The 24,532-nt window shown below is 37.0% G+C and carries 23 protein-coding genes; 14 read left to right on the forward strand and 9 right to left on the reverse strand.

The features are described 5' to 3' along the window. Positions 1 to 143 precede the first annotated feature (143 nt). The 3 genes from SACI_RS08015 to SACI_RS12080 all read left to right on the forward strand — a co-directional run bounded on the left by SACI_RS08015 (position 144) and on the right by SACI_RS12080 (position 4,682). The gene (locus SACI_RS08015; RefSeq protein WP_011278491.1) at positions 144 to 1,901 is read left to right on the forward strand and encodes a S9 family peptidase; all 1,758 of its coding nucleotides are present in this window, start codon (positions 144 to 146) and stop codon (positions 1,899 to 1,901) included. Between the two features lie 448 nt (positions 1,902 to 2,349). Continuing rightward, entirely contained in the window at positions 2,350 to 2,880 is a 531-nt protein-coding gene (locus tag SACI_RS08020) for a hypothetical protein (RefSeq protein WP_011278492.1), read from the forward strand. A gap of 5 nt (positions 2,881 to 2,885) precedes the next feature. Beyond that, positions 2,886 to 4,682, forward strand: a complete 1,797-nt coding sequence (locus tag SACI_RS12080; RefSeq protein ID WP_011278493.1) for a hypothetical protein — start codon at positions 2,886 to 2,888, stop codon at positions 4,680 to 4,682. A 73-nt stretch (positions 4,683 to 4,755) separates the two neighbouring features. On the opposite strand, the gene SACI_RS08030 is transcribed toward SACI_RS12080, so the two are convergent. After that, positions 4,756 to 5,322 carry a hypothetical protein gene (locus SACI_RS08030; RefSeq protein ID WP_011278494.1) on the reverse strand — a complete coding sequence of 189 codons (567 nt, stop codon included), beginning with the start codon at positions 5,320 to 5,322 and terminating at the stop codon, positions 4,756 to 4,758. Positions 5,323 to 5,403: 81 nt separating this feature from the next. On the opposite strand from SACI_RS08030, the gene SACI_RS08035 reads away from it, so the two are divergent. The 5 genes from SACI_RS08035 to SACI_RS08055 all read left to right on the forward strand — a co-directional run bounded on the left by SACI_RS08035 (position 5,404) and on the right by SACI_RS08055 (position 10,516). Continuing rightward, positions 5,404 to 6,786, forward strand: coding sequence for a hypothetical protein (locus SACI_RS08035; protein WP_011278495.1), 1,383 nt, complete (start codon positions 5,404 to 5,406; stop codon positions 6,784 to 6,786). Positions 6,787 to 6,989: 203 nt separating this feature from the next. Next, positions 6,990 to 7,232: a hypothetical protein gene (locus SACI_RS12370; protein WP_176586692.1), complete on the forward strand. Its 243-nt coding sequence runs from the start codon at positions 6,990 to 6,992 to the stop codon at positions 7,230 to 7,232. Between the two features lie 77 nt (positions 7,233 to 7,309). Further along, a complete protein-coding gene (locus tag SACI_RS08045) occupies positions 7,310 to 8,650 on the forward strand; it encodes a hypothetical protein (RefSeq protein WP_015385655.1) in 1,341 nt (446 codons plus the stop codon). After that, positions 8,643 to 10,049 carry a hypothetical protein gene (locus SACI_RS08050; RefSeq protein WP_011278496.1) on the forward strand — a complete coding sequence of 469 codons (1,407 nt, stop codon included), beginning with the start codon at positions 8,643 to 8,645 and terminating at the stop codon, positions 10,047 to 10,049. The genes SACI_RS08045 and SACI_RS08050 overlap by 8 nt, the downstream gene beginning before the upstream one ends. Beyond that, the gene (locus tag SACI_RS08055) at positions 10,046 to 10,516 is read left to right on the forward strand and encodes a hypothetical protein (RefSeq protein ID WP_015385656.1); all 471 of its coding nucleotides are present in this window, start codon (positions 10,046 to 10,048) and stop codon (positions 10,514 to 10,516) included. The genes SACI_RS08050 and SACI_RS08055 overlap by 4 nt, the downstream gene beginning before the upstream one ends. 115 nt (positions 10,517 to 10,631) lie before the next feature. Here SACI_RS08055 and SACI_RS08060 read toward each other — a convergent pair whose 3' ends face one another. Next, the gene (locus SACI_RS08060) at positions 10,632 to 11,165 is read right to left on the reverse strand and encodes a DUF998 domain-containing protein (RefSeq protein WP_011278498.1); all 534 of its coding nucleotides are present in this window, start codon (positions 11,163 to 11,165) and stop codon (positions 10,632 to 10,634) included. A gap of 108 nt (positions 11,166 to 11,273) precedes the next feature. Here SACI_RS08060 and SACI_RS08065 point away from each other — a divergent pair, with 108 nt between their 5' ends. Further along, entirely contained in the window at positions 11,274 to 12,041 is a 768-nt protein-coding gene (locus SACI_RS08065) for a hypothetical protein (protein WP_011278499.1), read from the forward strand. Positions 12,042 to 12,184: 143 nt separating this feature from the next. On the opposite strand, the gene SACI_RS08070 is transcribed toward SACI_RS08065, so the two are convergent. Both SACI_RS08070 and SACI_RS08075 read right to left on the reverse strand, forming a co-directional pair. Further along, positions 12,185 to 13,180 carry a zinc-binding dehydrogenase gene (locus SACI_RS08070; RefSeq protein WP_011278500.1) on the reverse strand — a complete coding sequence of 332 codons (996 nt, stop codon included), beginning with the start codon at positions 13,178 to 13,180 and terminating at the stop codon, positions 12,185 to 12,187. Positions 13,181 to 13,200: 20 nt separating this feature from the next. After that, on the reverse strand, positions 13,201 to 14,139 hold the full coding sequence (locus tag SACI_RS08075; protein WP_011278501.1) for a dipeptidase: 939 nt from the start codon (positions 14,137 to 14,139) through the stop codon (positions 13,201 to 13,203). Between the two features lie 87 nt (positions 14,140 to 14,226). Between SACI_RS08075 and SACI_RS08080 the strand changes: the two genes are divergently transcribed. The 5 genes from SACI_RS08080 to SACI_RS08100 all read left to right on the forward strand — a co-directional run bounded on the left by SACI_RS08080 (position 14,227) and on the right by SACI_RS08100 (position 18,158). Further along, complete coding sequence (locus SACI_RS08080; protein WP_011278502.1) at positions 14,227 to 14,508, forward strand: heavy-metal-associated domain-containing protein; 282 nt, start codon at positions 14,227 to 14,229, stop codon at positions 14,506 to 14,508. A gap of 337 nt (positions 14,509 to 14,845) precedes the next feature. Continuing rightward, positions 14,846 to 15,778 carry a sodium:calcium antiporter gene (locus tag SACI_RS08085; RefSeq protein ID WP_176586693.1) on the forward strand — a complete coding sequence of 311 codons (933 nt, stop codon included), beginning with the start codon at positions 14,846 to 14,848 and terminating at the stop codon, positions 15,776 to 15,778. A 120-nt stretch (positions 15,779 to 15,898) separates the two neighbouring features. Then, positions 15,899 to 17,116, forward strand: coding sequence for a serine/threonine-protein kinase (locus SACI_RS08090; protein WP_015385866.1), 1,218 nt, complete (start codon positions 15,899 to 15,901; stop codon positions 17,114 to 17,116). Between the two features lie 299 nt (positions 17,117 to 17,415). Then, positions 17,416 to 17,712, forward strand: coding sequence for a hypothetical protein (locus tag SACI_RS08095; RefSeq protein ID WP_015385657.1), 297 nt, complete (start codon positions 17,416 to 17,418; stop codon positions 17,710 to 17,712). Continuing rightward, positions 17,709 to 18,158: a hypothetical protein gene (locus SACI_RS08100; protein WP_015385658.1), complete on the forward strand. Its 450-nt coding sequence runs from the start codon at positions 17,709 to 17,711 to the stop codon at positions 18,156 to 18,158. Before SACI_RS08095 ends, SACI_RS08100 begins: the two co-directional genes overlap by 4 nt. 192 nt (positions 18,159 to 18,350) lie before the next feature. Here SACI_RS08100 and SACI_RS08105 read toward each other — a convergent pair whose 3' ends face one another. The 5 genes from SACI_RS08105 to SACI_RS08125 all read right to left on the reverse strand — a co-directional run bounded on the left by SACI_RS08105 (position 18,351) and on the right by SACI_RS08125 (position 24,458). Next, positions 18,351 to 19,481, reverse strand: coding sequence for an OFA family MFS transporter (locus SACI_RS08105; protein WP_011278505.1), 1,131 nt, complete (start codon positions 19,479 to 19,481; stop codon positions 18,351 to 18,353). Between the two features lie 23 nt (positions 19,482 to 19,504). Next, the gene (locus tag SACI_RS08110) at positions 19,505 to 20,221 is read right to left on the reverse strand and encodes an ABC transporter permease (RefSeq protein WP_011278506.1); all 717 of its coding nucleotides are present in this window, start codon (positions 20,219 to 20,221) and stop codon (positions 19,505 to 19,507) included. Continuing rightward, positions 20,202 to 21,053 (reverse strand): ABC transporter ATP-binding protein, encoded by an 852-nt coding sequence (locus tag SACI_RS08115; RefSeq protein ID WP_011278507.1) that lies wholly within the window; start codon positions 21,051 to 21,053, stop codon positions 20,202 to 20,204. Before SACI_RS08115 ends, SACI_RS08110 begins: the two co-directional genes overlap by 20 nt. Before the next feature lie 146 nt (positions 21,054 to 21,199). Beyond that, on the reverse strand, positions 21,200 to 22,645 hold the full coding sequence (locus SACI_RS08120) for an aldehyde dehydrogenase family protein (protein WP_011278508.1): 1,446 nt from the start codon (positions 22,643 to 22,645) through the stop codon (positions 21,200 to 21,202). 361 nt (positions 22,646 to 23,006) lie between these two features. Beyond that, entirely contained in the window at positions 23,007 to 24,458 is a 1,452-nt protein-coding gene (locus tag SACI_RS08125) for an NCS2 family permease (RefSeq protein ID WP_011278509.1), read from the reverse strand. Positions 24,459 to 24,532: the final 74 nt, after the last annotated feature.

A 24,532-nucleotide genomic window follows, 5' to 3' on the forward strand; every position in this document is an offset into this window, starting at 1 on the left:
GAAAATTTACGATATGAGGAGAGCCTCGCCATTTGGGGGAAGGAAGTCAGCTTTCAAAAATATTTAGCAGTTTTCACAAAAATCAACCACTTTGATAAATTTTTGAAAAAAGCCTTTATAGACTTTATTAACACTTTTAATTTATGCAAAAACCTGAAGAAGCGTATTCCATAAGGGTAATACCAGATGTAAAGATAGTAAATAAAGGTATTCTACATACTGAAAATAAAATAGAGGGAGAGGAATACAGGAGTTATATCTTCTTAAACTTTGAAAGGATAACTAACAAAGGGTACGAGGCATCACCTACTATTAGAGACGACACATTATACTACGTTAATACAAAAAGAAACTCTCTGGTCATGCAAAAAGAGTTCGGTCAACCCGAGGAGCTCTTCAAGCTGGGCAAGATATCAAAGTATACCTTCCATGACAAAGGAATTCTGGTAATAGGTGAGGATAAGACTGACAAAAAATCACCGTTCGTGGCGTCAAAGCTCAAATACCGATTTGACAGTAGGGGATTATTAAGAAGTAGACTCTCACTCTATTTATTTTCTCACGGCGAACTACGAAAAGTAGTCTCAGGCGATTTTGACGTGACTGATGTGGCGACAAACGGGAAGAGGATTATTATCTCAGCAACTAAAGAGGGTGACGATTACGGTTTAGGAGACCTTTATGAGGTAGATGTAGAAACTGGTGAACTGAAGAGGATTACAAAAGGTGAAGGAACTGTAGTTGCAGTTGCCATGAACGAGAAGGGTGAAGTCGCATATCTAGGTCATAGAGAGGGTAAAACACCATGGTCTACCGCTAAAGTTATTCTGCCTGAGCTAGGGATTACATATCAATGCGGTAAAACCTGTGGTAATCATGTGTTGTCTGATCTATTTGACGGTGTAAAAGATAGGCTAATTTTCGAAGGGGATGTTATAGTCTCCCCAGGTCAGGAGGGCGGGGAGGCTCACCTCTATCTGTTATCTGATGGTAAGAGCCAAAAGATGACAGACGGTAAAATAGTAGTGAGATCCTTTGACTACAAAGAGGGCAAACTAGTCTACACTTACTCTACACCTGAGAAGCCTGTAGTATTGTACTATGAGGGGCAAACTTATGACCCCAATCCTGATGTCAAGGGATTATCCCCCCAGAGGGTTGAAGTAAATGGTATTGAAGGATGGGCAATAATCTCTGGAGAGAACAATCCCACAATCCTATTCATCCATGGTGGTCCTCACACAGCCTATGGCTATGCTTATTTCATAGAGTTTCAGTATTTCGCTAGAAACGGATATAATGTAATTTACTCAAATCCCAGGGGAAGCCAAGGTTATGGAGAGGAGTTTGCTAAAGCCTGTGTAGGTGACTGGGGTGGAAAAGACATGAACGACTTGCTACTATTTGTTGAAGAGGTGAAGAGGAAGTACAATCTCAAGGGCAAAATAGGGGTCACTGGGGGATCTTATGGGGGTTTCATGACAAACTGGCTAGTGACACAGACTAACGTTTTCTCTGCTGCCATTAGTGAAAGAGGGATATCGAACTTAGTAAGCATGTGTGGTACTAGTGACATAGGTTTTTGGTTCAATGCTGTTGAATCTGGTGTGACCGACCCTTGGACTGAGGAATCCCAAATGAAGTTAATGAGAATGTCACCGATATATTACGTAAAGAACGTTAAGACTCCAACAATGCTAATACACGGTGAAGAGGATTACAGATGTCCCATAGAGCAATCTGAGCAATTCTTTATTGCACTCAAGATGAATGGTGTTGATACAATACTTGTGAGATATCAACAGGACAGCCATGAACACGCTAGGAGGGGAAAGCCTAAAAATATGAGAGACAGGCTGGAAAGGAAGCTAGAATGGTTCGATAAATATTTAAAGAAATAATTTTTTGTATCATGGATCATGTTCTCTAGACAACTGTATAGGTTTTGTACTCTCACTATAGACTAGTAGTAAGCGTAGAAAGATCTATCTACTTATCTCTCAATACCTAAATCTGTTTAAAATATAAACGCAATAATCGTAGAACTATATCTACTAATTGTAGCTAAAAGGCTTTAAATATAGTGTTTTTACGTACACTACCTAGAGAGATTTGTGGATATTTTTTATAAAATATTTTGTACTAAAAACGATATATCTATAATTATAATAATTACGTTTTATTATGTTTTTAAATATAAAAAGGTATCTATAATTATATTTTTAAACGTTTACATTTCTTTATATTCATATCTCTTACAAATTTGTATAGATAATCTTCATCCTTTTCAAAACAATATAGTAAAGTATAAATTTGACTTTAACAAAGTTATAATTTGCAAGACCAAGTATGGACAATTCAGTAACCACATTCATACTGGTCATAGCTACAATATTCGTAGGAATAGCTATATTCGGGCTGTTTTCAGCTTACTACGGTATTAATGCAACTCAAATCAATCAAGTAAAGAACATTCAACAAATTGCTTCAGAATTCCAGGTAAGACTGATAGAGTCTCAAATAAGTAACTCAGAGACAAGCTTCATTGTTATACCTTATATACCTAACTATAAGGGTACGTTATATGTCTCAGGTTTTCTGATTTCTTCTCAATACGTAAATTCGCAACCAGTAGTTACACCAAATCTTGGTCAGGGATTTATAAACATTAATGGGACTTCACCTGTCTGTAGTGGTCTTGTTAATGTACAAACTGATTCAGACACAAGCCTATACTATGGTCAGATCTGTTTACAGCAAACTTTTCCAAATGCACCTCAAATAATATACCTTGCTACAGGTCAAAAGGCAATATTATGGTTCTTAGTTTTCCAAAATAATCAGTATTACAGAATAGGTTACGTATTGTTATCTGGGTGAGAAATATGGGGTTTGTGAGAAGAATATCCAAGTTTAAAAAAGCCATCTCTCCTGCATTAGGAATGATTTTTGTCTTGATAATAATAGTAGCAGTTCTAATCCCATTATCAATTTTACTTTTTTCTGTTCCCACATCTCAGCAAGTTGCAGCTCAGAACTCAAAGGCTGTGTCAAGTATAGCTCAACAAGAATTAAGCGAAATCGCAGTAATAGAGACTCCCTCACAGTTGCAATCCATAATAACTAGGAATACCCAGTTTTCATCGACTTCTCCTATATACTACGCATTAATGTACTACGTTAATAATACAGGATCATGGTTGTATATCGTTATTCTCCAAAATAACCCAAATGTAGTACTCAATATAACTTCGATTCTAGGACTTAACAGTAATGGTCAATGGGTTACAGTGAACAATGTCTTCCCTCATTTACCTTTGTTAGCAAGTCCAAACACTCCTGGAACTAGTTTAGCCGGATATCCCGCATATTTGATTAGAATAGGCGGAAATTATGTGGAGTTGGCTGTCATAACTCAGTTGGGAAACATTATAGCTGTACCCAAGTACGACGGTGGTTTATATCAACCCAATGGAATGTCAGCAATAATCTCATTGGATCCTAATAGTTTTCACGTTTTACAGAATCCTTCGTTAATTCTACTGGGCTCACCAAACCTCAGTAGCTTAATACAACAATACGGGAACACCTTAACGTTTTATGCCTTTGGAATATTACCTAGTCAAAATAATTATATATCATGGTATTATGAGGGACCTATGTATATTCTACGTTCTTCAAAGCTATTTAACGGAAACATTAGTAACGCAGTAATGAGTTTAGCCCCAGGTTCAACAATGAGCGTTCAAAGTAATAATTGGAATATAAATATTACAGGAACTGCTAAGGTTCAATTATCTCAATTTACAGGTAAGGTACTATTTCCAAATGGAACGATTAAACAGTACAATGATTCTAGTCTTACAGTAGTGCTAAACAATCAAGCGGCATCAGTATTAGGTTCTGGGCAAATCTCAGTAACAAATACTCAAGTTTTAAACGTAACCAAGTTAACGGGAAATATAGAGAATGCAATAGTTTACTTATCAGGAAATGTACAGCCTGGTTTTACATTCTTCACTGGGTATATGAATGGGACATTGCTAAGCAATATCGCAATTCCAATTATAAACGATCTACCCACTGGCCTGGTTTTACCATTAATCACATTGCTCTCAAGTACAATAGACGGACTATCTAATTTAGGAACCCTCTTATCTTCCTTAATAGAAGGAGTATCAGGATTGGGAAATTCTGCAGTGTCTTCTTTACTACCTCCAATTATAATATCTGCAGAGAAGGTGACGGGTGTTAACATCATCTATTTAGCTGCAGTGACTCCTGAAATAATAACCTTAAAAGGCGTAGTATACAATCCTACTTCGCAGTTACTATACATTAATTATACATATATCATGCTTCAGGAATACGATACATTGAGCGGTGTTGGTGGACCAACAACACTAGGGCAAATAGTTGGTATGGTTCAAGTGCCTGTCAATATGTATGTTTACCCTGGTACATATCAAGACATAGATCTGAAGGTAGGGATACCATTGACCTTACCAAATGTCTTGCTAAATAATTTACTATCAAATAGTGACAATCAAGGACCAGCAACTCTGACCTTGTCTTCAACTTATAGAGTATTAACCATAGAGACTTATACAAACATGGGGCTCATATCGTCAGGTCAGTTTATATTACCTTCTACTCAGCCACCTGTTTCGCTCCCAGATTAGTTTTTAAACAAACTATTTTTTCTTTTTCTCCATTCAATGGCTTTCATTCTTCCTCTCTATTCGTCCTCTATATCTATGGGCTTTGAGGTACAGTTGTATAAGTATATACTATTCTAAACCAATAGTTGTTTACTTTATATATAATCCACACTACTAAATCTTGGTTACTAGAGACTCCATTATATATTATTGTAAATGGAGAATTAAAGGAGACCGTGTAGACCTGTAGCTTAGAAGGGGAATAAATTACTGACCCTCCTACGTCATATATACTCCCTGATATAGTGGTGGTGTTAGCTCGTTTATTGTTTGTCAAGTAAACTTGATAATTCAGTGAAGAAGTAGACGGTGTAACTACTCCTACACTGGGCTGTAGTGATGCAGGTATTGTAAACGCTACTACCTCAATACTACCGTTAACGCTGGGGTTATAAACTTCTGCCACTACACTTCCTACAGTGTTATTTATAAGTAGAGGTCCCACAGACAGAGAAGTGGAACCAGCTATTTGGTTAGCTTGTTGCTGTGATATTGAAAATACCTCTTTTGGTAAGAAGTAAGCGAATGAGAATGCTAGAAGTGCAATCCCAATACCTACTACAGCAATAATCAGTATTAATTGAGGAATTACTGACTCCATTGTTTAACAACTATAATCGACAATATATAAGTTTTTCAGAGGAATCGAAAGATATAAAACTGTCTTATACAATTTTAGAATGTGCCTACTGTAGTAGCTACATTCATATTAGTCGTAGCTGTATTCTTGATATCTATCATAGTCTTCTTCTATTACGCAGGATACTTGGGTTTACTTTCTCCATCAATCTTAAACCAAGAGTACCTTATAGGTCTATCTAAATCTATACAGATAAGTGTCTCTAGTGTAGCATTTAAAGGTGTCTCACCAAACCTGATTAGCTTTAACGTTAGCTATTTAATCACAGTTAACTCTCCTACTAAAGTCCTCACAGTTGTCCCCTTTGTGACCTTAAATTCGCCTAGCATATTTTACTCTCAACCATCAACAAAACAAAATGCAATAATTGCAAAAGCCAACTCAACAGGATATATTCCCCTTAAAAACTTCAAGATAAACGGACCTGTATATATACCACAACAGAGTATGCTGTTGGGAAATTTGGTCAATATTTATGCGTATAACGTGTCTTCCAACTCCTCCTACATAATTTACGCGAATGTGAAGCCTGGTCAAATAATAGTCCTTTGGTTCCTACTATACTATAATGGGAACTGGTACAGACTAGGTTATGGTTATTTGGACCCTAATCCGTCATTAGCTATAAATACTATTTCAGGTACAGGTAAATATAAGGTAACTGCTCCACAAGCTCCTCCACCTTTAATAGATGCGAATCAAAAGGGGTTCCAATTTGGCATGTGGTTTTCTCCCATAATAAACTCATCGATTCAAGTTCCATTACTTAATATATCATTTAACTCTGTAAGTAGATCTGGAGGCAGCGGTTCTCAGAGAACTACTTATGTGTTAACATTTTATGTGAAGAATAGTAATTTGTATGTAGTATCTTATAGTTCATCAGAACCTCAAAAATTTATTACTACTAATATTGCACAGCTTAATGTTAGGCAATATTATTTCCTCAATTTTAGTTTTGGGTCTCAAGTTGAGAAGTCTAAGAATGTTATTATAGATTTATACAATTCCACAAGCCTAATAAAAGGAGGAATATTAATTCCCCTTGGTCAAGGTTCAGCTAACAGTCGCTACTTTAACGTAACTTTTGGATCTACTAAGTACTCTGAGTTTGCGATATTTCAAGCGTTTTTCGTTACTACCCAAGACAAAACAGCTTTACAAGACCAACAAGTTCCATCGGCGTTCTACAATGTGTCTAATCAGGTTCTAAATAACGGTTATCTCTATAACAACACTCAAGTATTGTATTCTATAATCTACAATAGCGAAAATGAACTTTACGCCATAGGATACTGGTATTTTGTAAACCCCTCTTTCCCAATTCCCAAACAAATTTCAGGCTTATTGTGGTATTGGAACTCTGAAAAACTGCATAACTCAACTATACCTGAGACTTCACCAAATACTTATATTGCAGTATAGTCAAAATCTTATTGCGAATACATAGACCCTGTTTTTAAAGACTTCATATAATTTCCCTCTAATCTAGTTTTGCTTTCAAAAATCTTTAAATAAAGTCAAGGAGTTGAGTAATACTACTTATAGTTAAATATATTACATTTCCGACCATAAGTGAGTAAAAAGATACATTTATTAAATAGATGTCTATAATAATATGCAGGAGAATGAAAAGAAGGAAATTAAGTATTGGTTTATCAATCCCTATAGGTCTCTTGATATTTCTAGTTATATTAGCTTTAGTTCTGGTTCCAGCTATAATTATATTTAATTCTTCTTCCTCATATCTTTCCCAATCTAACATAGCTAACTCTGGTCAGCAACAACTTAAAGAAAAAGAACAACAGCAAATACTTAGAGGAAATCCTAATATCTTCTATAATTCAACAAAAAATCCACCCCAACTCTAGTCTTTATTTATAATAACATACCTGTCCCCTTCAACATCTCCACTGTATATTACTTTAATGGGACAATATGGTTACCTGTGACAAAGAATATAGTTGTAGGGTATAACGTAACACTTCCATTACCAAATTATGTGTTCAATAAACCTCTGCTGATAGTAAGTGCACTATCTAATTTCTATTTCCTATATCCTAACACTTCTGTCACAGCAATCAGGGTATCAGGACCTGCAGGTAAAATACCAGTTTACATTACAGCGTTTGCCATAAATGGGTCAAGGTATTTACCATTAAACGTTAACATGACACTTGGACAGACAAATCCCTTTACCTCTCCTCAAATATTCTACCTGACACCAGGTACCTATCAGCTGACTGACAACAATATTAGAGTGTTTTTACAGCAATACGGTCTAACCGCACAGTTTATGAACTGGTCTTATGTGGGATCAGGTCAGTTAACAAGCGCTACAAACCCGTCTACCACGTTCACTGTAACTGGTCCACTCGTGATAACTGCAGTATATAAGACATTTACGCAGACCTATAAAGTGCTCATAGTGCCAAAGAACATACCGCTTGGGACAAGTTTGAGCTACACTATTACAGGAGATTGTACAGTTTATTATCTAAGCTGTGAAAGCACTACAGTCACTCTGACCTCTCTGAATAATACTATTCCAGTTTTTGTAGACAATAGATTATATCAAGTCGGACAAAACGGCATAACATTAAGTTTATCTTACGGTTACCACATTATTCAGTTCCCATCAAATTACAATATAACCTTTAACTATACTGGTGGTTATTTCACAAAACCAGTATTAGGTGGTCAAATTACCACATATACATTTCAAAGCCTATCATCTAGTTCTAGCAATATATCAGTGCTTGGTAGCACCGAGATATTTCTACAAGGTAGCGGTACAGTTCAGGGTGTGTTTAGTAATAGCTCCACGTATTACTTAGTTACAGTTTACAATAATTTTTCATTTCCTGGTAACGTTTATAATTATACTAATAATACACCAGTTTTAGGCGATATAGCGGCACAACTACTAGGCGTAAATGTATCTACTACAGGTCAAAATATCGTATTGGGTCCAACTCAGAACTATGTACCTGAGAAAATTTATTTTATGGCAAACACTAGTCTTTATATATACATTGACTACTTGCATAATATTAATGGTACATTTAATATAAGTTATTATGATTATTATAGTAAAACACAAAATTTTACAGCACTATTATCAAATCCAAATAACGTTACGGTCTACAACGTTTCTAGTTATTTAAGTGGACCTGAAATCTATTATTTTAATATAAATCAGTTAAATTATGGGACAATTCAGGTAATATCTCCACTTATAATAATTAACAATCAGGTGTGGGAATACGGTGGTGTGGAAAATGGCTAAGGCTATATCTGCTCCCATTACTTTTGCCATAATTCTAGTCATTGGCATATTGCTTCTAATTCCTTTCCTTACGTACGTAACATACTTATCTCAAAGTAACCAGATCTCTCAAGCTCAATTCAATAATTATATCTATCTGAAGAACTTGGAACAACAGAGGGCAGTATCCGGTAGACCAGGCGTGTACTATAATGGTAGCTCTCTATTTATCCTATATTCCAACGGAACTTTCGTGCCCAATGCGAGTATAGTTGTTGTAGGAATTCTCTACCTTAACAATTTGGGTGTTTGGCAGAATATAACGAGCCTTAAGTATCCTATAATTCTAAATAGGACTGGTTCAGTTAATCTGCCATCAAATGTAGCTGGTAAACCTATAATACTGGTGACTTCACTGGGTAATATATTCTTTTTACAACCTGGGTCAAGTATTGGTCCGTACTCTAACTCCATTGGTAAAGGTGGAGTAACTATAATATCCCAGATTTACACTTCATCTCAAATATATTCAACCTCAATTAATATTACAACCAACATAAATGGAAAATTTAGCAATTACACTACTCCAATAACTTTTCCCAACCAGACAGGGACATTTCAAGTAAAGGCACGAGAGTACATCTACTATATTAACAGTAAGACGGGTAAAGTTATCACGGGAGTATTTAGTAATTGGCAAATCCTAGGTTCAGCAACAGTAAATAGTACAACAACTCAGGGAATTACAGTTACATTACAAGGGAAGCCTGTCATTTTAATAGCTAATTATTCCCAGCTAGTCCAGAGTGTAAATCTTTCCATTAAGACTAATGCCAACTTTAGTATAGTGGTTAATATAAATGGTGTGAATTATACGGTAAATAATCATGCATTATCAGCTACTGTACCAGCAGGATATGTCAACTTTACAGTTTATACACTGCAGGGAAATGATACTAGTTCAATGAGTAGCGGAATTATTAAACATTATAAGTTTAACACAATTAATTATACCGGAAATACTTATGTAACTAACTCTCAGCTACTATTCCTTCCCCCTAATTCATTGCCTTATGTGCAAATAAACTATGTCAACGACTATAACTATTATAAAGTGTTTCTTTATGACTATTACGACTCCCCACCTCCTCCAGGCGGAGGATTAGTTGTAATTTTAAATGGTACGGAGTATAATTATAATAATACATATGGATATTGGATAATAGGGGGTAACTATAGTTTTGTTCCTACTGGGATATTTAATGGTTCTATGAGCTACGAAGCAAAAGAAGTGACTATTGCTGGAAATAACGGGATACTGAACTATTATTTTCCTGACATACCAAGCTACATAATTATTAATCAACCAATGACCATAACAGTCTACTACGACTATGTGATAAAATGGGTGCCAATATGAGGGCGATTTCAGACTATATAGGGTTTGCAATAGCGCTTATCATAATTGTAGTATTGTTAATACCACTTTTTCTTGTACTTACAAACTATTCTTCACCCTCAACTCAACAGATCAACTATTATCCTATAATAAGTAATCAGGTTAATGGCGGTGGTGTACCGATTTACTATAATGCAACTCCTAAGGGTCCGACTATAATGGTGTTCAAACAAAGCGGAAATTACACATTGTTTGGTGTTTATTGTTTGAGTAACGGTAAAATTTACAATATAACCCAATCAGTGGGGGTGATTACTATAAGTCCAAGTGGTAAAGTGACCAATACTGGAAAGTCTCTACCAGTCGCTATGGTATACAACTTTACCGTTCCAGCTCAGTACTGGAACTATACTTTGATTTTACAGCTTAAGGCGTATCAGACAACCGTGTATGCAACGTTATATCCTAACACTACAGCCTTGGTCTAAATTATTAATACTTTTACACGAAAGTTCAATACTTGGTAACAAACAAAGGAAACAAAATACGGGGAGAATTTAAAAAGAAGATTTTTGGCTTTCTTTACTAACCTTTTATAACCTTCTATTTGTATTCAATTAGGTATGTCCCTAGGCTTATACCCCAAACCAGCTCAGGGTACACTATAAGCCTCTCTAAACCTCCGTTACCTAGAGGTCCATACATTTTTCCTAGATATAGAAACAGTGAAATTAGTGTTATTGCTCCTAATACAGTCCAGAAGTAATTCCTCTTAATTGACGTTAGTATAGCTGCTAGACCACCGAAGAGGAAAGCTGATAGTGCACCGATAAGGTGGGGTAGACCAGTTGTTTCAGGAAAGAGACCGACTATTAGGGCTCCTATTCCGTTCAGCAGAACTAGGTATGAGGCATATGAGAACACTTTTCTCATTAAGATTGACGCTACAATCACCAACACTCCAAGAAGGGCTACTGATACGTTAAATATTACGGCAGTTCTCCCAACCCCTAGATCACTTATGTAGTTGTTTTTTACTGAGTATCCAGGGTATAGAGCTTCTGCTACTATCATTAGGATTAAAAATTGGGATGTTCCAATTAAGGCTAAGTAACCTGCAATTTTACTTTCTTTCATACAGTAATTTTCTTTTGTTAGCTTATATAACTGATAAGTAAAATGTTGGTATAATCATGGTGGATTATTGAAAAAGTATTAATTAGTTTATAAAACACACAGTAATATGTGGATTTAAAAAAGAGAGCTGTCATAATAACATTGCTTTTACTTGTAAGCCTTTTAGCTTACGCCTTAGCTAAAAGTACGGGTTATTCTGTCTTAATCCTCTCTACGACCTCAGCTTTATCATTCTGGTCCGCAATACTTCTGTTAATTCCTAAGAGGTTTTATAATTCCACATTCTTTAGCTTGAGAAAGGGGAAGGCATACTGGATTACTCTCTCCTCTTACTTAATATTTCACTCCATTCTCTATGGTACTTTCCTAACAGTACTCTTAGGTTATGTGGGCTTCTATCCCTATTTCAGTTGGGGTGTGGGGTTTGCTGTTCCTCCTTCGCCCGAATATTTCATTTATTGGGTAGCCTCTAGTCCAGCGTTTTGGATGTTTATAGGTCCTTATGAGAGTGACATACTACCATTCACGTTGGTAATTGGTGTCATACTTGGATTGCTCCTCAGTGCAAACGTTCAGAGTATTGTGGAACTAAGTAGAAATGTAAGTGTGTCAAGAAGTAGAATTTCTTCCTCTATCGTCGCTATACCAACGCTCGGTGTCATATCTGGTACAGCGTGTTGTATCTCCCTCCCAACAATAATCCTCCTGTATGTTTCACTGTCAATAGGTGCAGTTACCTCAATTCTGCCTATACTCTCATCTCCGGTCTACTTCAACTTTGTGTATTTTGGTTTGCCTATTTTATCTAGCGTAATTCTGTATTACAACCTTTTGGAACTTAGGAGGATAAACAGAAAGGTATGTGAATTGAAGTGAAATTCAAGTTGTGGGGGAGGGCTTAGCTGACTTCCTCTATACCCTAAAGGGCTAGACTTTCCTCACCATGTGGAAAAAAGTTTTAGTCTATTAAAATAGACTGAATCATAGTGTGAGATTAAAAAAGTTAGAGCGAACATGGATCATTTATTTCCTATGAATATCCTACCGTCCCTATCCTCATTAAATAAGGACTTTACTGCTTCTACACCGTCTTTCAGATCAAATATCTTCCAAGTCTTGACCTTACAGTCCTTGCATAACTCCAGTAATTCCACAAAATCTTTTCTATTACCCCTGTTGACTCCCAGAATGCTTATGTGCTTTGAGTAGAGCTGAGACAGGTTTACTTTTACCTCAGCTCCTAGGAGTGTCCCAAAGGTCACTAATTTCCCCCTTATTCCCACAACTGAGAAACTCTTCTCCCAGAATTTCTCTCCTAGTGAGTTAACTACCACATCAGCCATCTTTCCGTTGGTTACCTCCTTCACTTTCTCCTCAACTTCATTATAGTCTACTACTAGGTCAGCCCCAAAGTCCTTGAGCCATTTCTTTCTACTAACTGCTACTACTTTAGCTCCAAATTTCTTAGCTAACTGTACTATAAAAATCCCTGTATTTCCCGAGGCACCAAACACTACAACTGTTTCACCTGGTCTCAGGTTAGCTTCCTTTAGAGAGTGGTATGCTGTAAGCCCTGCTACTGTTAGGCTTGCACCAAGTTCCCATGAATAACTCTCTGGAAGTCTGAACACATACTTCTCTTCCAGTGAGATATATTCAGCAAACCCACCATTAGCGTCTACCCCCACTCTTCCTCCACTTCTACAGACAGTCTCATAGCCTGACATACACATGTCACAGGTACCGTCGAATATCCTTCCATATATTGTGACTCTGTCACCTGGTCTTACACTCCTAACATGTTCTCCGACTTTAACCACTTCTCCTGCAAACTCTACTCCAGGTATGTGGGGGATCGGATTTACCTTTAATGCCTCTATTGTGTAGTAATCTACAGGATTGACCCCTGCCAACTTAACTTTGATTAACACGTCGTGTTGTCCTACTGAGGGGTCTTTGTAGTCAACATACTTTAGGTTATTTAAACCGTTCTTATCAAAAGCTAAAGCCTTCAAATTTGTTCCCCTCTAAACTATTAGGTTTCAAAGTGTTTAAGAATTACTCTCATTGCGTTTTTCCATAATACTTCCTCACTATGTCCATCTAGCATATCAGATAATTCCCTTAACTTCATAACGTTCTCAAATCCCTCAGGGACTTTTTGAATCCCCAAGAAGTCTGTCCCTATGGCTACGTATTCCCATCCAAAGGACTCACCAATGTACTTTATGTTTTCCACTAGACCATTAATTGTTGGTTCCCTAAGTGTCTCAACTATCGCTGTGACTCCTATAACACCATTCGTCTTTACTATAGCCTCTATTTCCTCGTCGTCTAAGTTTCTTCTATGGTCCTTAAGCTTTCTGGCGTTGCCGTGTGACACTATTATTGGTCTTTTACTTATTGAGGCTACGTCCAGTAGAGTCCTTTTTCCGGCATGGGCTAAGTCAATTATTATTCCCAGTGAGTTTGCTGTCTTGACTAATTCTTCTCCCTCATCTGTCAACCCATAGTCTTTGTTAGACATGCACGATGAGGCAAACTTGTTATCATAATTCCACGTTAGTCCCAGGTTATATACGTGCAGTTCCTTAAGTAGGTAGATATCCTCGTAGTCTCTTAGTACGTCTGCTCCCTCTAAAGATAGGAGTACCTTTATTCCTGGTTTCTCTAAGTCCTCCTTTCTTCTCACAAGTGTGATGTAACCTCTCCTGTCGAGATAGTAGTAGAATTTGACTTGGTCAAGAAATAGGGAAAAAGAGAAAGATGTTCCCCTGGTGGGTCTACCGTAAAGGTTACTCAGCTTATGACTCTTATCGTTAAGTGTGTCAATATGGGGGAATATTGAGCCAAAAATTAAACTGTCGAAGTTACGTAGCATCTTTATACTTGACTGCTTTTGTTCCTCTTCAATCACATCTCTTCCCATTTGGTTTGAATATGCAAGGTCTTGGTGTAGATCTACTATCTTCATATTTATATGAACTCCGAAAGGAATATATTTTTTCAGCCAAGTTTATGGAGTAAAATGTTTATAAGTTTTAATTAATTAATTTATCATATGGACGAATTCAACAAAAAAGAAATTAATAATGAACTTAGGGTCATGAGATTTCAGGTATTTGATGTGGAGTGTGGTAATTGCGTGTATAAAATTAAGAGAGCCTTGGCTACCCTACCTGATGTCGTGGATATAAATATTACTCCAGATTTTGACAATTCCAAGGCTGTTGTTATTTTAAGGTATAAAGGTAACCTTGACAAAAGAGAAATAGAGGAGATTCTGAAGGAAATTTCAGAGGAGTCTCCTTATCATGAGTATAAGGCAGTGTGGGAGAGCTAACCTAAGGGACATAGCCCAGTAGAAGTATTTGCAGAGGATGTTATAGGTTCAGGGAAGAGTGTTTTCATCAAACTTAATTTTACCCCTTATGCCCTTTTAACGAAATAGAGGTTTTGTTAAATTACCTGGAAATTGGTGAGAGATACGTGCCTATTCGTTGGCTGGTAATGGGTAAAGCTGATCCATAAGTTTTCTCTTGTAACTAAAAATGTCTAAGCATTTTGCTTTGATTTTCTATTTTTAATCTCAATGTAGATTAAGGAAATTCCGAAATGATCAGTTAGACTATACTCCGTTAGTTGAAAGTAGATTTAAAATTCTTTCTGAGTAAGATATTTTGAAAATGTTATTGTTCTGGGTCGAATTCATAGGTACCTTTATTGGTCTCTTTATCTCAGCAGAGCTGATCGCTAAAGGTGCCGATGAGTTAGAGGAAGTATTGGGTCAAGGGATTACGGGTGGTATACTTTTAGGGTTTATAACCGCACTTCCTGAGACAATATTTGTTATAATAGCCTCTCTTGGGGGTAGTCTTGACGTAGCCTTTGGTTCAGCCATAGGGGGCAATATATTGTTGTTCACTGTGGGAGCGGGTCTGGTGGGAATTGTTTATTTTTGGAAGTGGAAAAACAACTTGGTAATGGACCAGGAGTACCAGGTGGAGAATAAATTTTTGATAATTAGTACAGTAGCTCTAGTTTTAATCACTCTTTACTCTAAGCTAAATGTGATAGCTGGGGTCTGTCTAATTTTGATCTATGTTTACTACGTAATATATAGGCTGAGGAAATTCAAGAGGGATAAACCGATTGCAAAAAAGGAGGTTGACTACGTTAAAATCTCAATTTTCATGGTGGTTGGGGCTATATTACTCATCATACTATCACATTATTTCGTGGAACAATTAGACCAGATTTCCCTCAGTTTTGGTATTCCCGCTGTCTGGATATCTCTAGTTTTGTCCCCTATAGCAGGTGAATTAGAGGAGAAGATCTCTGCATTTAGGCTTATAACACTCTCAAAGAAAGGAGGTTCCCTGTCGCTTTTGAGTTTTGTAGGTAGTAAGATAGAAAATAATACAGTCCTTCTAGGTATCATAGGATTATTTGGAGACTACAGTTTACGCCCAGTTATTCCAGAGATGGTATCATTGATTCTGGTTAATGTTTCTGTCTTACGTGTGCTCTTTGATAGGAAATTAACTGTTTTGGAATCGTCTTTACTAATAATTGCATATGCTGTTATAATTATTGCACTTTATTACTTGTAGGAGCAAAATATTCTAAGCTGTAGGATTCTCCTAAGTCTGGTTAAAGGTAATATGATATCTCTTACCTAAAACATTATATATAAAAGTATATAAGATATGGAAAGTAGTAGTGTATCAAAAATGAGTATAATTGGCGCGCCAAGGTCTTCTAGGAAGGTTCTTACACTTACTGTGAAGGGTCTCCCCCCTGACGTTTTGACGAAAGTGGTAGTTAATGGATTACCATACTACCTTTCAAATGAGACTGTCACTTTTATAGAACCTATAATTTGGAAAGCCTCAAAGGTCATAAAGAAGAACAAGGTTTATGAACCTATCCAAAGCGAAGGTAGTGCTTCCCCTCCTGATAATGCTGAAATAGTTTATAGGGAGACCAGCACAATCCCTGAGTACTGGTTAGAGAAGAAAATTGGTGGGAAATATAAAATAAGCAAAATTTTGGGTAGTGGTGGAGCAGGCTATGTTATGCTGGCTGAGGATAAGCAGGCTAATAAGTTAGCAGTAAAGATCTACAGGCTCGAGAGCGAAAACCAGGGCGAGACTGCTCTATTCAGAGATTCCATGATAGAGTTAGCAAACAATATAAACAAGATATCTAAGTTAGACCACCCCAAACTTATAAAATTCTATGATGTGAATGTGAATCTAGAAGTTATCAAGAGTTATTTTAAAGGCATAACTTATTTGTATCTTAAGGATCCCCCCTATGTTGCAATGGAGTATATGGGCAATGGAACTGTTAAGGACTTACTTTTGAGGGATGAATACTTCTACTCTGTGAGGTGGAAGAAACTTGTATACAGAATAATATTCCAGGTTGCGAGGGGACTATTGTACCTCCACTCGGAGGGTTATGTCCATTTAGATGTAAAACCCTCAAATATATTCATTGAGTCTGTAAAAGGTGACGATATAAGGGTTAAACTTGGAGATTTAGATTCAATGAAAAGAGTTGGTCAATCGATACTTGAAATTACACCAGAGTATGCGCCACCTGAGCAATTGCAGGCTCACTATACTAAGGAGGGTGCTAGACCCACAATGGACATATTCTCTCTGGGAATAACATTTTATGAGCTACTGACAAGGAAGAAAAGGCAACCTAATTATCTTGTATCTGCTCTGGAAGCTCTATCTAAGGGTAATCATGACGAGGCTAAGAAATTAATTAATGATGATATAATTTACCTTTCAACTTGGAATATTGATTCGATTGATGATGATAAGATTAAGGACTTGATCCAACGAATGGTAAGTCCAGACCCTAAGTCTAGACCTACAGCAAAGGAAATAGTGTATGAACTTGATGACTTATTACAAAGAGCAGAGAAGAAATGATGAGATGAATTTACAGGAACTATTAAAAAGGAAAATCGGATTGATTTAAACTTTATCTAAACTTTAGATTAAGAGAGATTTTAATGAGCTAATATAGGTTAAAAATGGTGTTAGGTTAATACAAAAAGTTCAATTCACTATAGAATACACATTGGACTGGTTTAGTCTTATCTGATTTTATCTTGATTTATTCTTCTGAAGAGTATTCAATAATACGTAGAATATGAGCCTTGAGATAAGAGTGTTTGACCTAATTGATGCAAAAACTTAAAGTGATAGGATAACATACATTATCACATGTGAGTAGCGAGGAGGAGATTATTAAGAAGATAATGGGGAGCCCAAAGCTTTTAGATACCCTGGCGGGCAAAATTTTTGAGAAGATAAAGGACCATGTGGTTATCAAGAGAATTGAGGAACTTGAAAAAGTAACTGAGGAACTTGTAGAGAGTATAAAGGACATTAAGAAAGTATCACAGAATAACACGGATCAGATTTCTCTTGTTCGAGAAAGTCAGCAAAGGATATTGAAAGAGTTGGGGGAGATAAAGGAGAATAAAAGAGTATTTGGGAGAGTATTGAGAAGATCAACTTGAATATTCAAGGATTACAAGAGGAAAACAGAAAGACATGGAAAGAAATTCAAAAATTAAACGTTGCCTTCTCCTCATATACTTCTAGGGGAGGTCATTATATAGAGAAAACAATAATGGAGTTGTATAAGGAGGCTCTAGAGATACATGGCATAGATCCTTCAAAGGTTAAACACGGGTATATTGAGGATAAGCTTGGAGTGGTATCTAGAGGCAGAAAATATGAGGTTGACTTTTATGAGACAAATGATCACATATACCTCTTCGAGATCAAGAATTTAGCTGATGAAGGAGCCATAGAACAACTTGAGACAAGGGAGAAAATATCTGTGTCACTGTATAACAAGCCTGTAAAGAAATCTTTAGTAACTAACTCTACGGAGAAGGAAATAAAGGGGCAGGCTGAAAATTCAGGTATTATTGTAGTTGCTGGGATAGTTGTGGAATGAAATTCTTAATAAAGAGGATGTTTCTAATCCTCTACATGGTTTAAATTAGTTCATAATATCAAACAGTGTTTTTCGACCTATGTAAAGACCTTCAAACAGTAATTCGGAGCTCTTTGGTCATTGATTATATAGTCATGTAAGTTATTTCACACATAGTATACAAAAATTAAGGAAAAATCTTTCAACGCTCTCTCAAGTCCTCTCCTTGTACACTTTCTTTACAGAGGATTTACTGAGGACCACACTGAGTAGGGAGAATACACCCACTAATCCTAGGATAATCACGTAAATCTCGGAAGCTATAAGACCTATCGTGTAAACAAGTGCAAATACACTACTTCCTAAAACTCCTCCTATAGCCTTTCCTGTATATAATATTCCACTATTAACTGTCGAAAACTTAGTCCCAAAAATTTCCCCAGATATATTGAAGTATAGTGTTATTATTGACCCACCTGCAAAACCTACAAGTATTGTTGATAAAGCTAATTGGTTAAATAGGAGCATAAATGCGCCAAAAGTTAACACGACATTCAGTAATAACGCTGTTCTAACCAGACCTATCCTATCTCCAACATATCCAAAGATAGGTCTCAGTCCTCCACTTAGTAATGGTAATATGGAAACCAATGTAATTAACTCCTGTTTAGGTAGACCTTTCCCCAGAACTGATAATTGGGAAGAGAGCACACTAAGTACTGCTGTCGCACCAATAAACGAGATGTAAATTAACCAAAACCTCATATCTATTATTGTCTCTCTAGGTGGTTGTCCCTTTAGAGTCTTTGGATATTCTGAAATCCATAATAGTATAGGTAATAGGACAATCTCAACTAGTCCAATAGTTAAGGTAACAGTCTTGTAATTACCAACTAAAGATATGAATGGGTTAGCAACAGCTGATCCTATTCCAAATCCCATGGAAACTATACCCGTAGCAAATGCCATTTTGTCCGTGAACCATTTCATTGCTAAGTTTGCAGCTATACCGTAGAGTATACCTTCTCCTATACTCCCTAATGTCCAAAATACATAAAACACATAAATGTTAGGTGAAAAATAAGTTCCAAGAAACCCTAGAGCTGATAAAATTGCCGAGATCACTCCTATCTTTCGTGGTCCTTGTTTATCCGCAAAGTGACCTCCCAAAGGTTGGAACATTGAAGAGAAGAACGAGAAAAGCGTAAAACCTAAAGATAATTGAATGATACTTTGTGTTAGTCCTTTCTCAAGCAAAGGCTCAAGTGCGTTCCATGAGTACTGGTATAAGGAGTTGAAACTCATTACGATAAAGCCAATTATCACGAACTTATTCCTGTTCATAAAAGTCGATTAAATGATAGAATCTAAAAAGCTTTTTTCATCAGCAGTGAGCTCAAGAACGAGAACAGAAATCCTATGACTACTGTTCCGCCAAACCATGCTAAAGAGATTGGGTTACCCACTAGAGCAAAGTAGGTGGATTGGGATACGTAAGTTGTAGGTTCTAGATAAGCTAAGTATCTAAATGGAAGTGGTATCTGTGTCAATGGGAAATAAACTGGTGCAAAGAAGGATAGGATAAATCCTATAATTGATGACCACTGATTTACTGCATGTAAGTTCCTTATTGCAGTCCCTATCAACAATCCTACCATTGATGCCATATATATTGATCCTATTATAGACAAGACGAAGAAGAGTGCTGAACTTATTCTTACGCCCAATAGAAAATATCCTAGGACTAGAAAGACAGGTATCAACATTAGAGTTTGAATACCATTAGATATGGTTATACTTATAGCGTAAAGTTGTATGGGTATACCACTGGCAATCATTAATGAAAACCTTCCACTGCTCCTCTCTAGGGCTAGATTCTGTGCAACGGATATAATGCTGTTAATGGATATGAAGAATGTTATTGATCCAGATATCAAGTATGTGGACAAAGTCCTCTGTATAATTGTACCAAAGGAGAATATGAATCCTAACGGAAATAGAATGGAGAAGAAAATAAATACAGGCAAGTAAGCCTTAATCATTTTGAATTGCATAAATAAGAGGTTAATGAACTCCCTGAACACTTTTGATCACCTCTAAGTACACGTCCTCTAAACTTGGTGCCCTCACTTCAAATTTTCCATTTAGTTGTTGGATTATTCTCTTAACTTCATCCTCTCCCTTAACCCTGTATACATTACCTGTTGAGTAATCTATGACCTCATACCAATTTGCGAATTTGTCCTTAACCTCGTTTGGTGTACCTTCTACTATTATTTTTCTATATATGAAATAAATTCTATTTGCTAGTCGCTCTGCCTCTTCCAGGTAATGTGTAGTCAACAATATACTTTTACCCTCTTTCTTAAGCTTAAGTAATATATCCCAAACTTCCCTCCTGGCTTGAGGGTCTAAACCAGTTGTGGGCTCATCTAATATTATCAATTTTGGGTCATTAACAAGAGCCATGGAGATTAATAACCTCCTCTTTAACCCACCAGACAAATCTCTCCCTAATGTTTTACCTTTATCTGACAATTCCAATTGTTCTAACAGTTCCTTAGTCCTCTCCTTTGCCCTTTCCTTATCTACTCCTTTAATCCTAGCCATATAATAGATGTTATCCCAAACAGTGAGGTCACCGTAAGGTTCACATTCCTGGGGAACCACTCCCATATGTTTCTTTATTCCTCTGTCGGTAGGCTTAGATCCTAAAACTCTAATTTCCCCTTTATTCGGGTTCAGCTCCCCATAAAGTTGCTTCACCAGTGTTGTTTTCCCTGCACCATTGGGACCTAATAAAGCAACTATCTCTCCCTCTTCGATATTCATGGAAATGTTCTCGTTAGCCACAAATTTTCCGTATAACTTCCATACGTTATTAACTTCTACTAACACAAATGTATCTGTATTCATGACTAATTAAATCTTAGCTAGTTTCTTTTACCCACAACGACCTAGGCATGTTTTTAAGTTTCCACAAAGGGCTTATTTTGGAGAAAAAAGGAGAAGATATGACTTGGAGATAGGGCAGGAGAGTCTCCTTCATCTTCTCAAGTCCCTTAATATTGTAAGTGGACTGCCTTTATCTTAGTATAGAAGTCTAAGGCTTCCTCACCTAACTCTTTATATACATCATTACCTGAACCTTTAAAACCTCCATAGGGCACCCATTGGTCTAACTCAACTGTAGGTCTATTGACCTTTACAACCCCTGCTTCTACACCCTCACTGAACTTCATAGCCTCATTTAAGTTATTGGTCACTATTTCTGCTGTAAGACCGTAATCCGTTGAATTGACTATCTCTATTGCCTCGTCTAAGCTTTCATAAGTCATTATTGCCAAGACTGGACCGAAAATCTCTTCTTTAGCGATTCTCATATCTTTGGTTACATTATCGAATATTGTAGGCTTCACGAAATAACCATAGTCGTAGTCCTCCCCCTTAATAGGCTCACCTCCGTAAACTAGTTTAGCACCTTCATCCTTTCCTATTTCCACATAACCTAGCACTTTTTCGTACTGGTCTCTACTGGATAAAGGACCCATGTGAACAGGTTGTTTTAACGCATTACCCACAACTAAGGACTTAAAGGACTCAGTCATTGCGTTTACAGCCTTATCATGCAACTCTTTTGGAACCAAGAACCTGGACGTGGCTAAACAAACTTGACCAGTATTTACCATGACCGACCACGTAACATGTTCAATAGCTAAGTTGAAATCACCATTTTTGGTGAGAACTGTAGCATTTTTCCCTCCTAGCTCTAACTGTAATCTGGTGAATCTATTTCCTATTTTACTATTTACTTCTCTCCCAACTTCTAGTGAACCCGTAAAGGAAACAGCCTTTATCTCCTTGTTTGTCACTATTTCGTCTCCAACTTCTCTTCCTGACCCAGTAACTAAGTTCACTACACCCTCAGGTAAACCAGCCTCGTATAGTGCATTAACAAGCTCAAATGCAACTGTGGGAGTGTTGGATGCAGGTTTGAATACAACTGTATTCCCTGTAGCCAAAGCAGGAGCTATCTTCCAACCAGGGATTAGGAAAGGGAAATTCCATGGCGTTATGATCCCTACAACCCCAATTGGCTCCCTTACGGTTAGGTGCATACTATTCTTCATACTGGACTGTAAGGTTTTGCCGTGGCTGTTTAGCGTTAACCCGCCATAGTATCTGAGCAAGGATGTGACTCTTTCCACTTCATACGCACTTTCTCCAAGGGTTTTTCCCTCTTCCATGGTCAAGGTCTTTGCAATCTCCTGCATTCTAGATTCCAATATATCTGCGGTTTTGAAGAGGATCTTAGCCCTCTCATATGCTGTATATTCTCTCCACTTCTCATAGGACTCTTTTGCTATTTTGATCGCGTCTACGACATCTTTTCTGTGGAGACGTGGAAATTTTGACACAATTTCTCTATAGTCTGCTGGATTTCTTACTTCATACCACTCCCTGTCCACTGGTTTAACTAATTTACCTATATACACTCCTTTTTCCAATATCTCACCTCAAAATATTTTCACTCGGATATATTTTTGTTTGTACATATATATTTAAACATTATTTTAATTATCTAAACCTGTCTAGATAATTAGAGTAGTTACGTGACTTCTGATTAAGATAGAGCCTACAACCCTCTTTCTTTAGTTTTTTTCTTAGTTAGCTTATCATGTTATACATTAATTGTCTAATGACTAAACTACTATATTAGTAGTATATCTAAAAGAGTAGAAACCCAACTGTTCCAAGTGAAAAGAGATAGTATAGAATGTTTATACACCTGATAAAGTGTTTTGGAAACGAAGAGATATGTATAAAAAATAAACAATAACTTCTTTATATTATATTCACAAAAACACTCTACAGCCCTGTAGCCAGTAATGCGAAATATATTATAAATAGTATTGTAATTATTATGCTTCCTAACTTTAGGTCTCTAAATTTACCTGAGGCTAGCTTCAAAACAACATAACTTATGAAGCCTAATCCTATACCTGCTGTTATACTGTAAGTGAATGGGATCGAGATCATTGTAACAAATGCCGGTATAGTATCTGTCATATCATTATTTGTAACCAGTTTACCAGCCAACGATAAGAAGAGTAAGCCAACTAGCACGAGAACCCCACCGGTGGCAAAGCCTGGGACTACAGAAAACAGTGGTGCTAGTGGAATTGATGCGAAGAAGAGAAGCGAAATCACAAGTGCAGTTAATCCGCTCTTTCCCCCTTGCTCTATTCCTGTAGCACTTTCTACATAAATTACAGTTGTTGAAGTCCCAAAGAATGGAGCCAATATGGACGCAAGTGCATCAGAGATTAGCGTCCTGTTAATGTTCTTTATCTTCCCTTTTTCGTCTATAAGACCAGCCTTCGTCGCTAAACCTGAAATGGTTCCAACTCCGTCAAAAAAGTCCACAAGGAAGAGGGAAAACGCTATCGGGAAGCCCAGTCCAAACAGCACAAAGTATAGGTAGAATGAAGTACTTAGGTTTGGAACAATAGATGTGGCAAAATCAGGAACTGTAAGGATAGCTGATGGAAGGCTAACATACCCCATTACCCCTCCTACCACAGTTGTGGCAATAATTGCGATTATGAATCCACCAATTACTCTTGCTATAAGTAGTGCAGCTGCAATGAAGAAGCTTACCAATCCTAGGTAGAAAGCTCCCTGAGATAATAGGGCGGTATTTAGCTGAATGGGTGTTCCCTGTCCAGGTTCTACTATACCAATATCCGCAAGTCCTATAAGCGAAATGAATAGCCCAATACCAATACCAATGCCAATCCTCAATGTCTCAGGGACAGAGTTTATTATAAACTCTCTTATCCCTCCAACAGAAAATATCAAAAAGAGTATACCATTAAAAAATACTGAAATAAGGGAAAGGTATACTGCAAAGACTGCAGCTGATTCTCCCTGCATGTAGTGTGAGGTTATTAGTACATTTGTAAATGAAGGTATAACAGTGTAAGCTATAAAGGCGTTTTCACCCATTCCTGGAGCTAGTCCAAATGGCATTTTTCCAAACAATGCCATAATCAATGTCGCTACAGCTGCTGCAGTGGCAGTTGCTACAGTGAAACCAATCCTTATAACATTGTCCAGAGACTGGTACGCTGCTGGTATAGGGGCAGTAGGAGAGAGTCCAAGTGATGTCCTCAGGGCTAGTTCAAATCCACCTGTAAGTATGGACGGATTTACAAACAATATGTATGCCATTGCTAGAAATGTCGTAATTCCCGCAATTGTTTCTGTTTTAAGATTCGTGTTCCTTGCTTTCAATTCAAAGAAGCTTGTAACACTCATAAACTAGTTTAAAAGAGCTTAAGTTAAAAGTTTTTCTATCTTTATGTAAATAGTACAGTAGAGCTTAATACGAT

The organism is Sulfolobus acidocaldarius DSM 639 (assembly GCF_000012285.1).
GTDB lineage: Archaea > Thermoproteota > Thermoprotei_A > Sulfolobales > Sulfolobaceae > Sulfolobus > Sulfolobus acidocaldarius.

What these genes read in the sequence shown, in the direction of transcription:
- SACI_RS08015 (WP_011278491.1), top strand. Translation starts at nt 144, where the DNA reads ATGCAAAAACCTGAAGAAGCGTATTCCATAAGGGTAATACCAGATGTA.
- SACI_RS08055 (WP_015385656.1), top strand. Translation starts at nt 10,046, where the DNA reads ATGAGGGCGATTTCAGACTATATAGGGTTTGCAATAGCGCTTATCATA.
- SACI_RS08090 (WP_015385866.1), top strand. Translation starts at nt 15,899, where the DNA reads ATGAGTATAATTGGCGCGCCAAGGTCTTCTAGGAAGGTTCTTACACTT.
- SACI_RS08080 (WP_011278502.1), top strand. Translation starts at nt 14,227, where the DNA reads ATGGACGAATTCAACAAAAAAGAAATTAATAATGAACTTAGGGTCATG.
- SACI_RS08075 (WP_011278501.1), bottom strand. Translation starts at nt 14,139, where the DNA reads ATGAAGATAGTAGATCTACACCAAGACCTTGCATATTCAAACCAAATG.
- SACI_RS08030 (WP_011278494.1), bottom strand. Translation starts at nt 5,322, where the DNA reads ATGGAGTCAGTAATTCCTCAATTAATACTGATTATTGCTGTAGTAGGT.
- SACI_RS08115 (WP_011278507.1), bottom strand. Translation starts at nt 21,053, where the DNA reads ATGAATACAGATACATTTGTGTTAGTAGAAGTTAATAACGTATGGAAG.
- SACI_RS12080 (WP_011278493.1), top strand. Translation starts at nt 2,886, where the DNA reads ATGGGGTTTGTGAGAAGAATATCCAAGTTTAAAAAAGCCATCTCTCCT.
- SACI_RS08060 (WP_011278498.1), bottom strand. Translation starts at nt 11,165, where the DNA reads ATGAAAGAAAGTAAAATTGCAGGTTACTTAGCCTTAATTGGAACATCC.
- SACI_RS08050 (WP_011278496.1), top strand. Translation starts at nt 8,643, where the DNA reads ATGGCTAAGGCTATATCTGCTCCCATTACTTTTGCCATAATTCTAGTC.
- SACI_RS08020 (WP_011278492.1), top strand. Translation starts at nt 2,350, where the DNA reads ATGGACAATTCAGTAACCACATTCATACTGGTCATAGCTACAATATTC.
- SACI_RS08125 (WP_011278509.1), bottom strand. Translation starts at nt 24,458, where the DNA reads ATGAGTGTTACAAGCTTCTTTGAATTGAAAGCAAGGAACACGAATCTT.
- SACI_RS12370 (WP_176586692.1), top strand. Translation starts at nt 6,990, where the DNA reads ATGAAAAGAAGGAAATTAAGTATTGGTTTATCAATCCCTATAGGTCTC.
- SACI_RS08105 (WP_011278505.1), bottom strand. Translation starts at nt 19,481, where the DNA reads ATGAACAGGAATAAGTTCGTGATAATTGGCTTTATCGTAATGAGTTTC.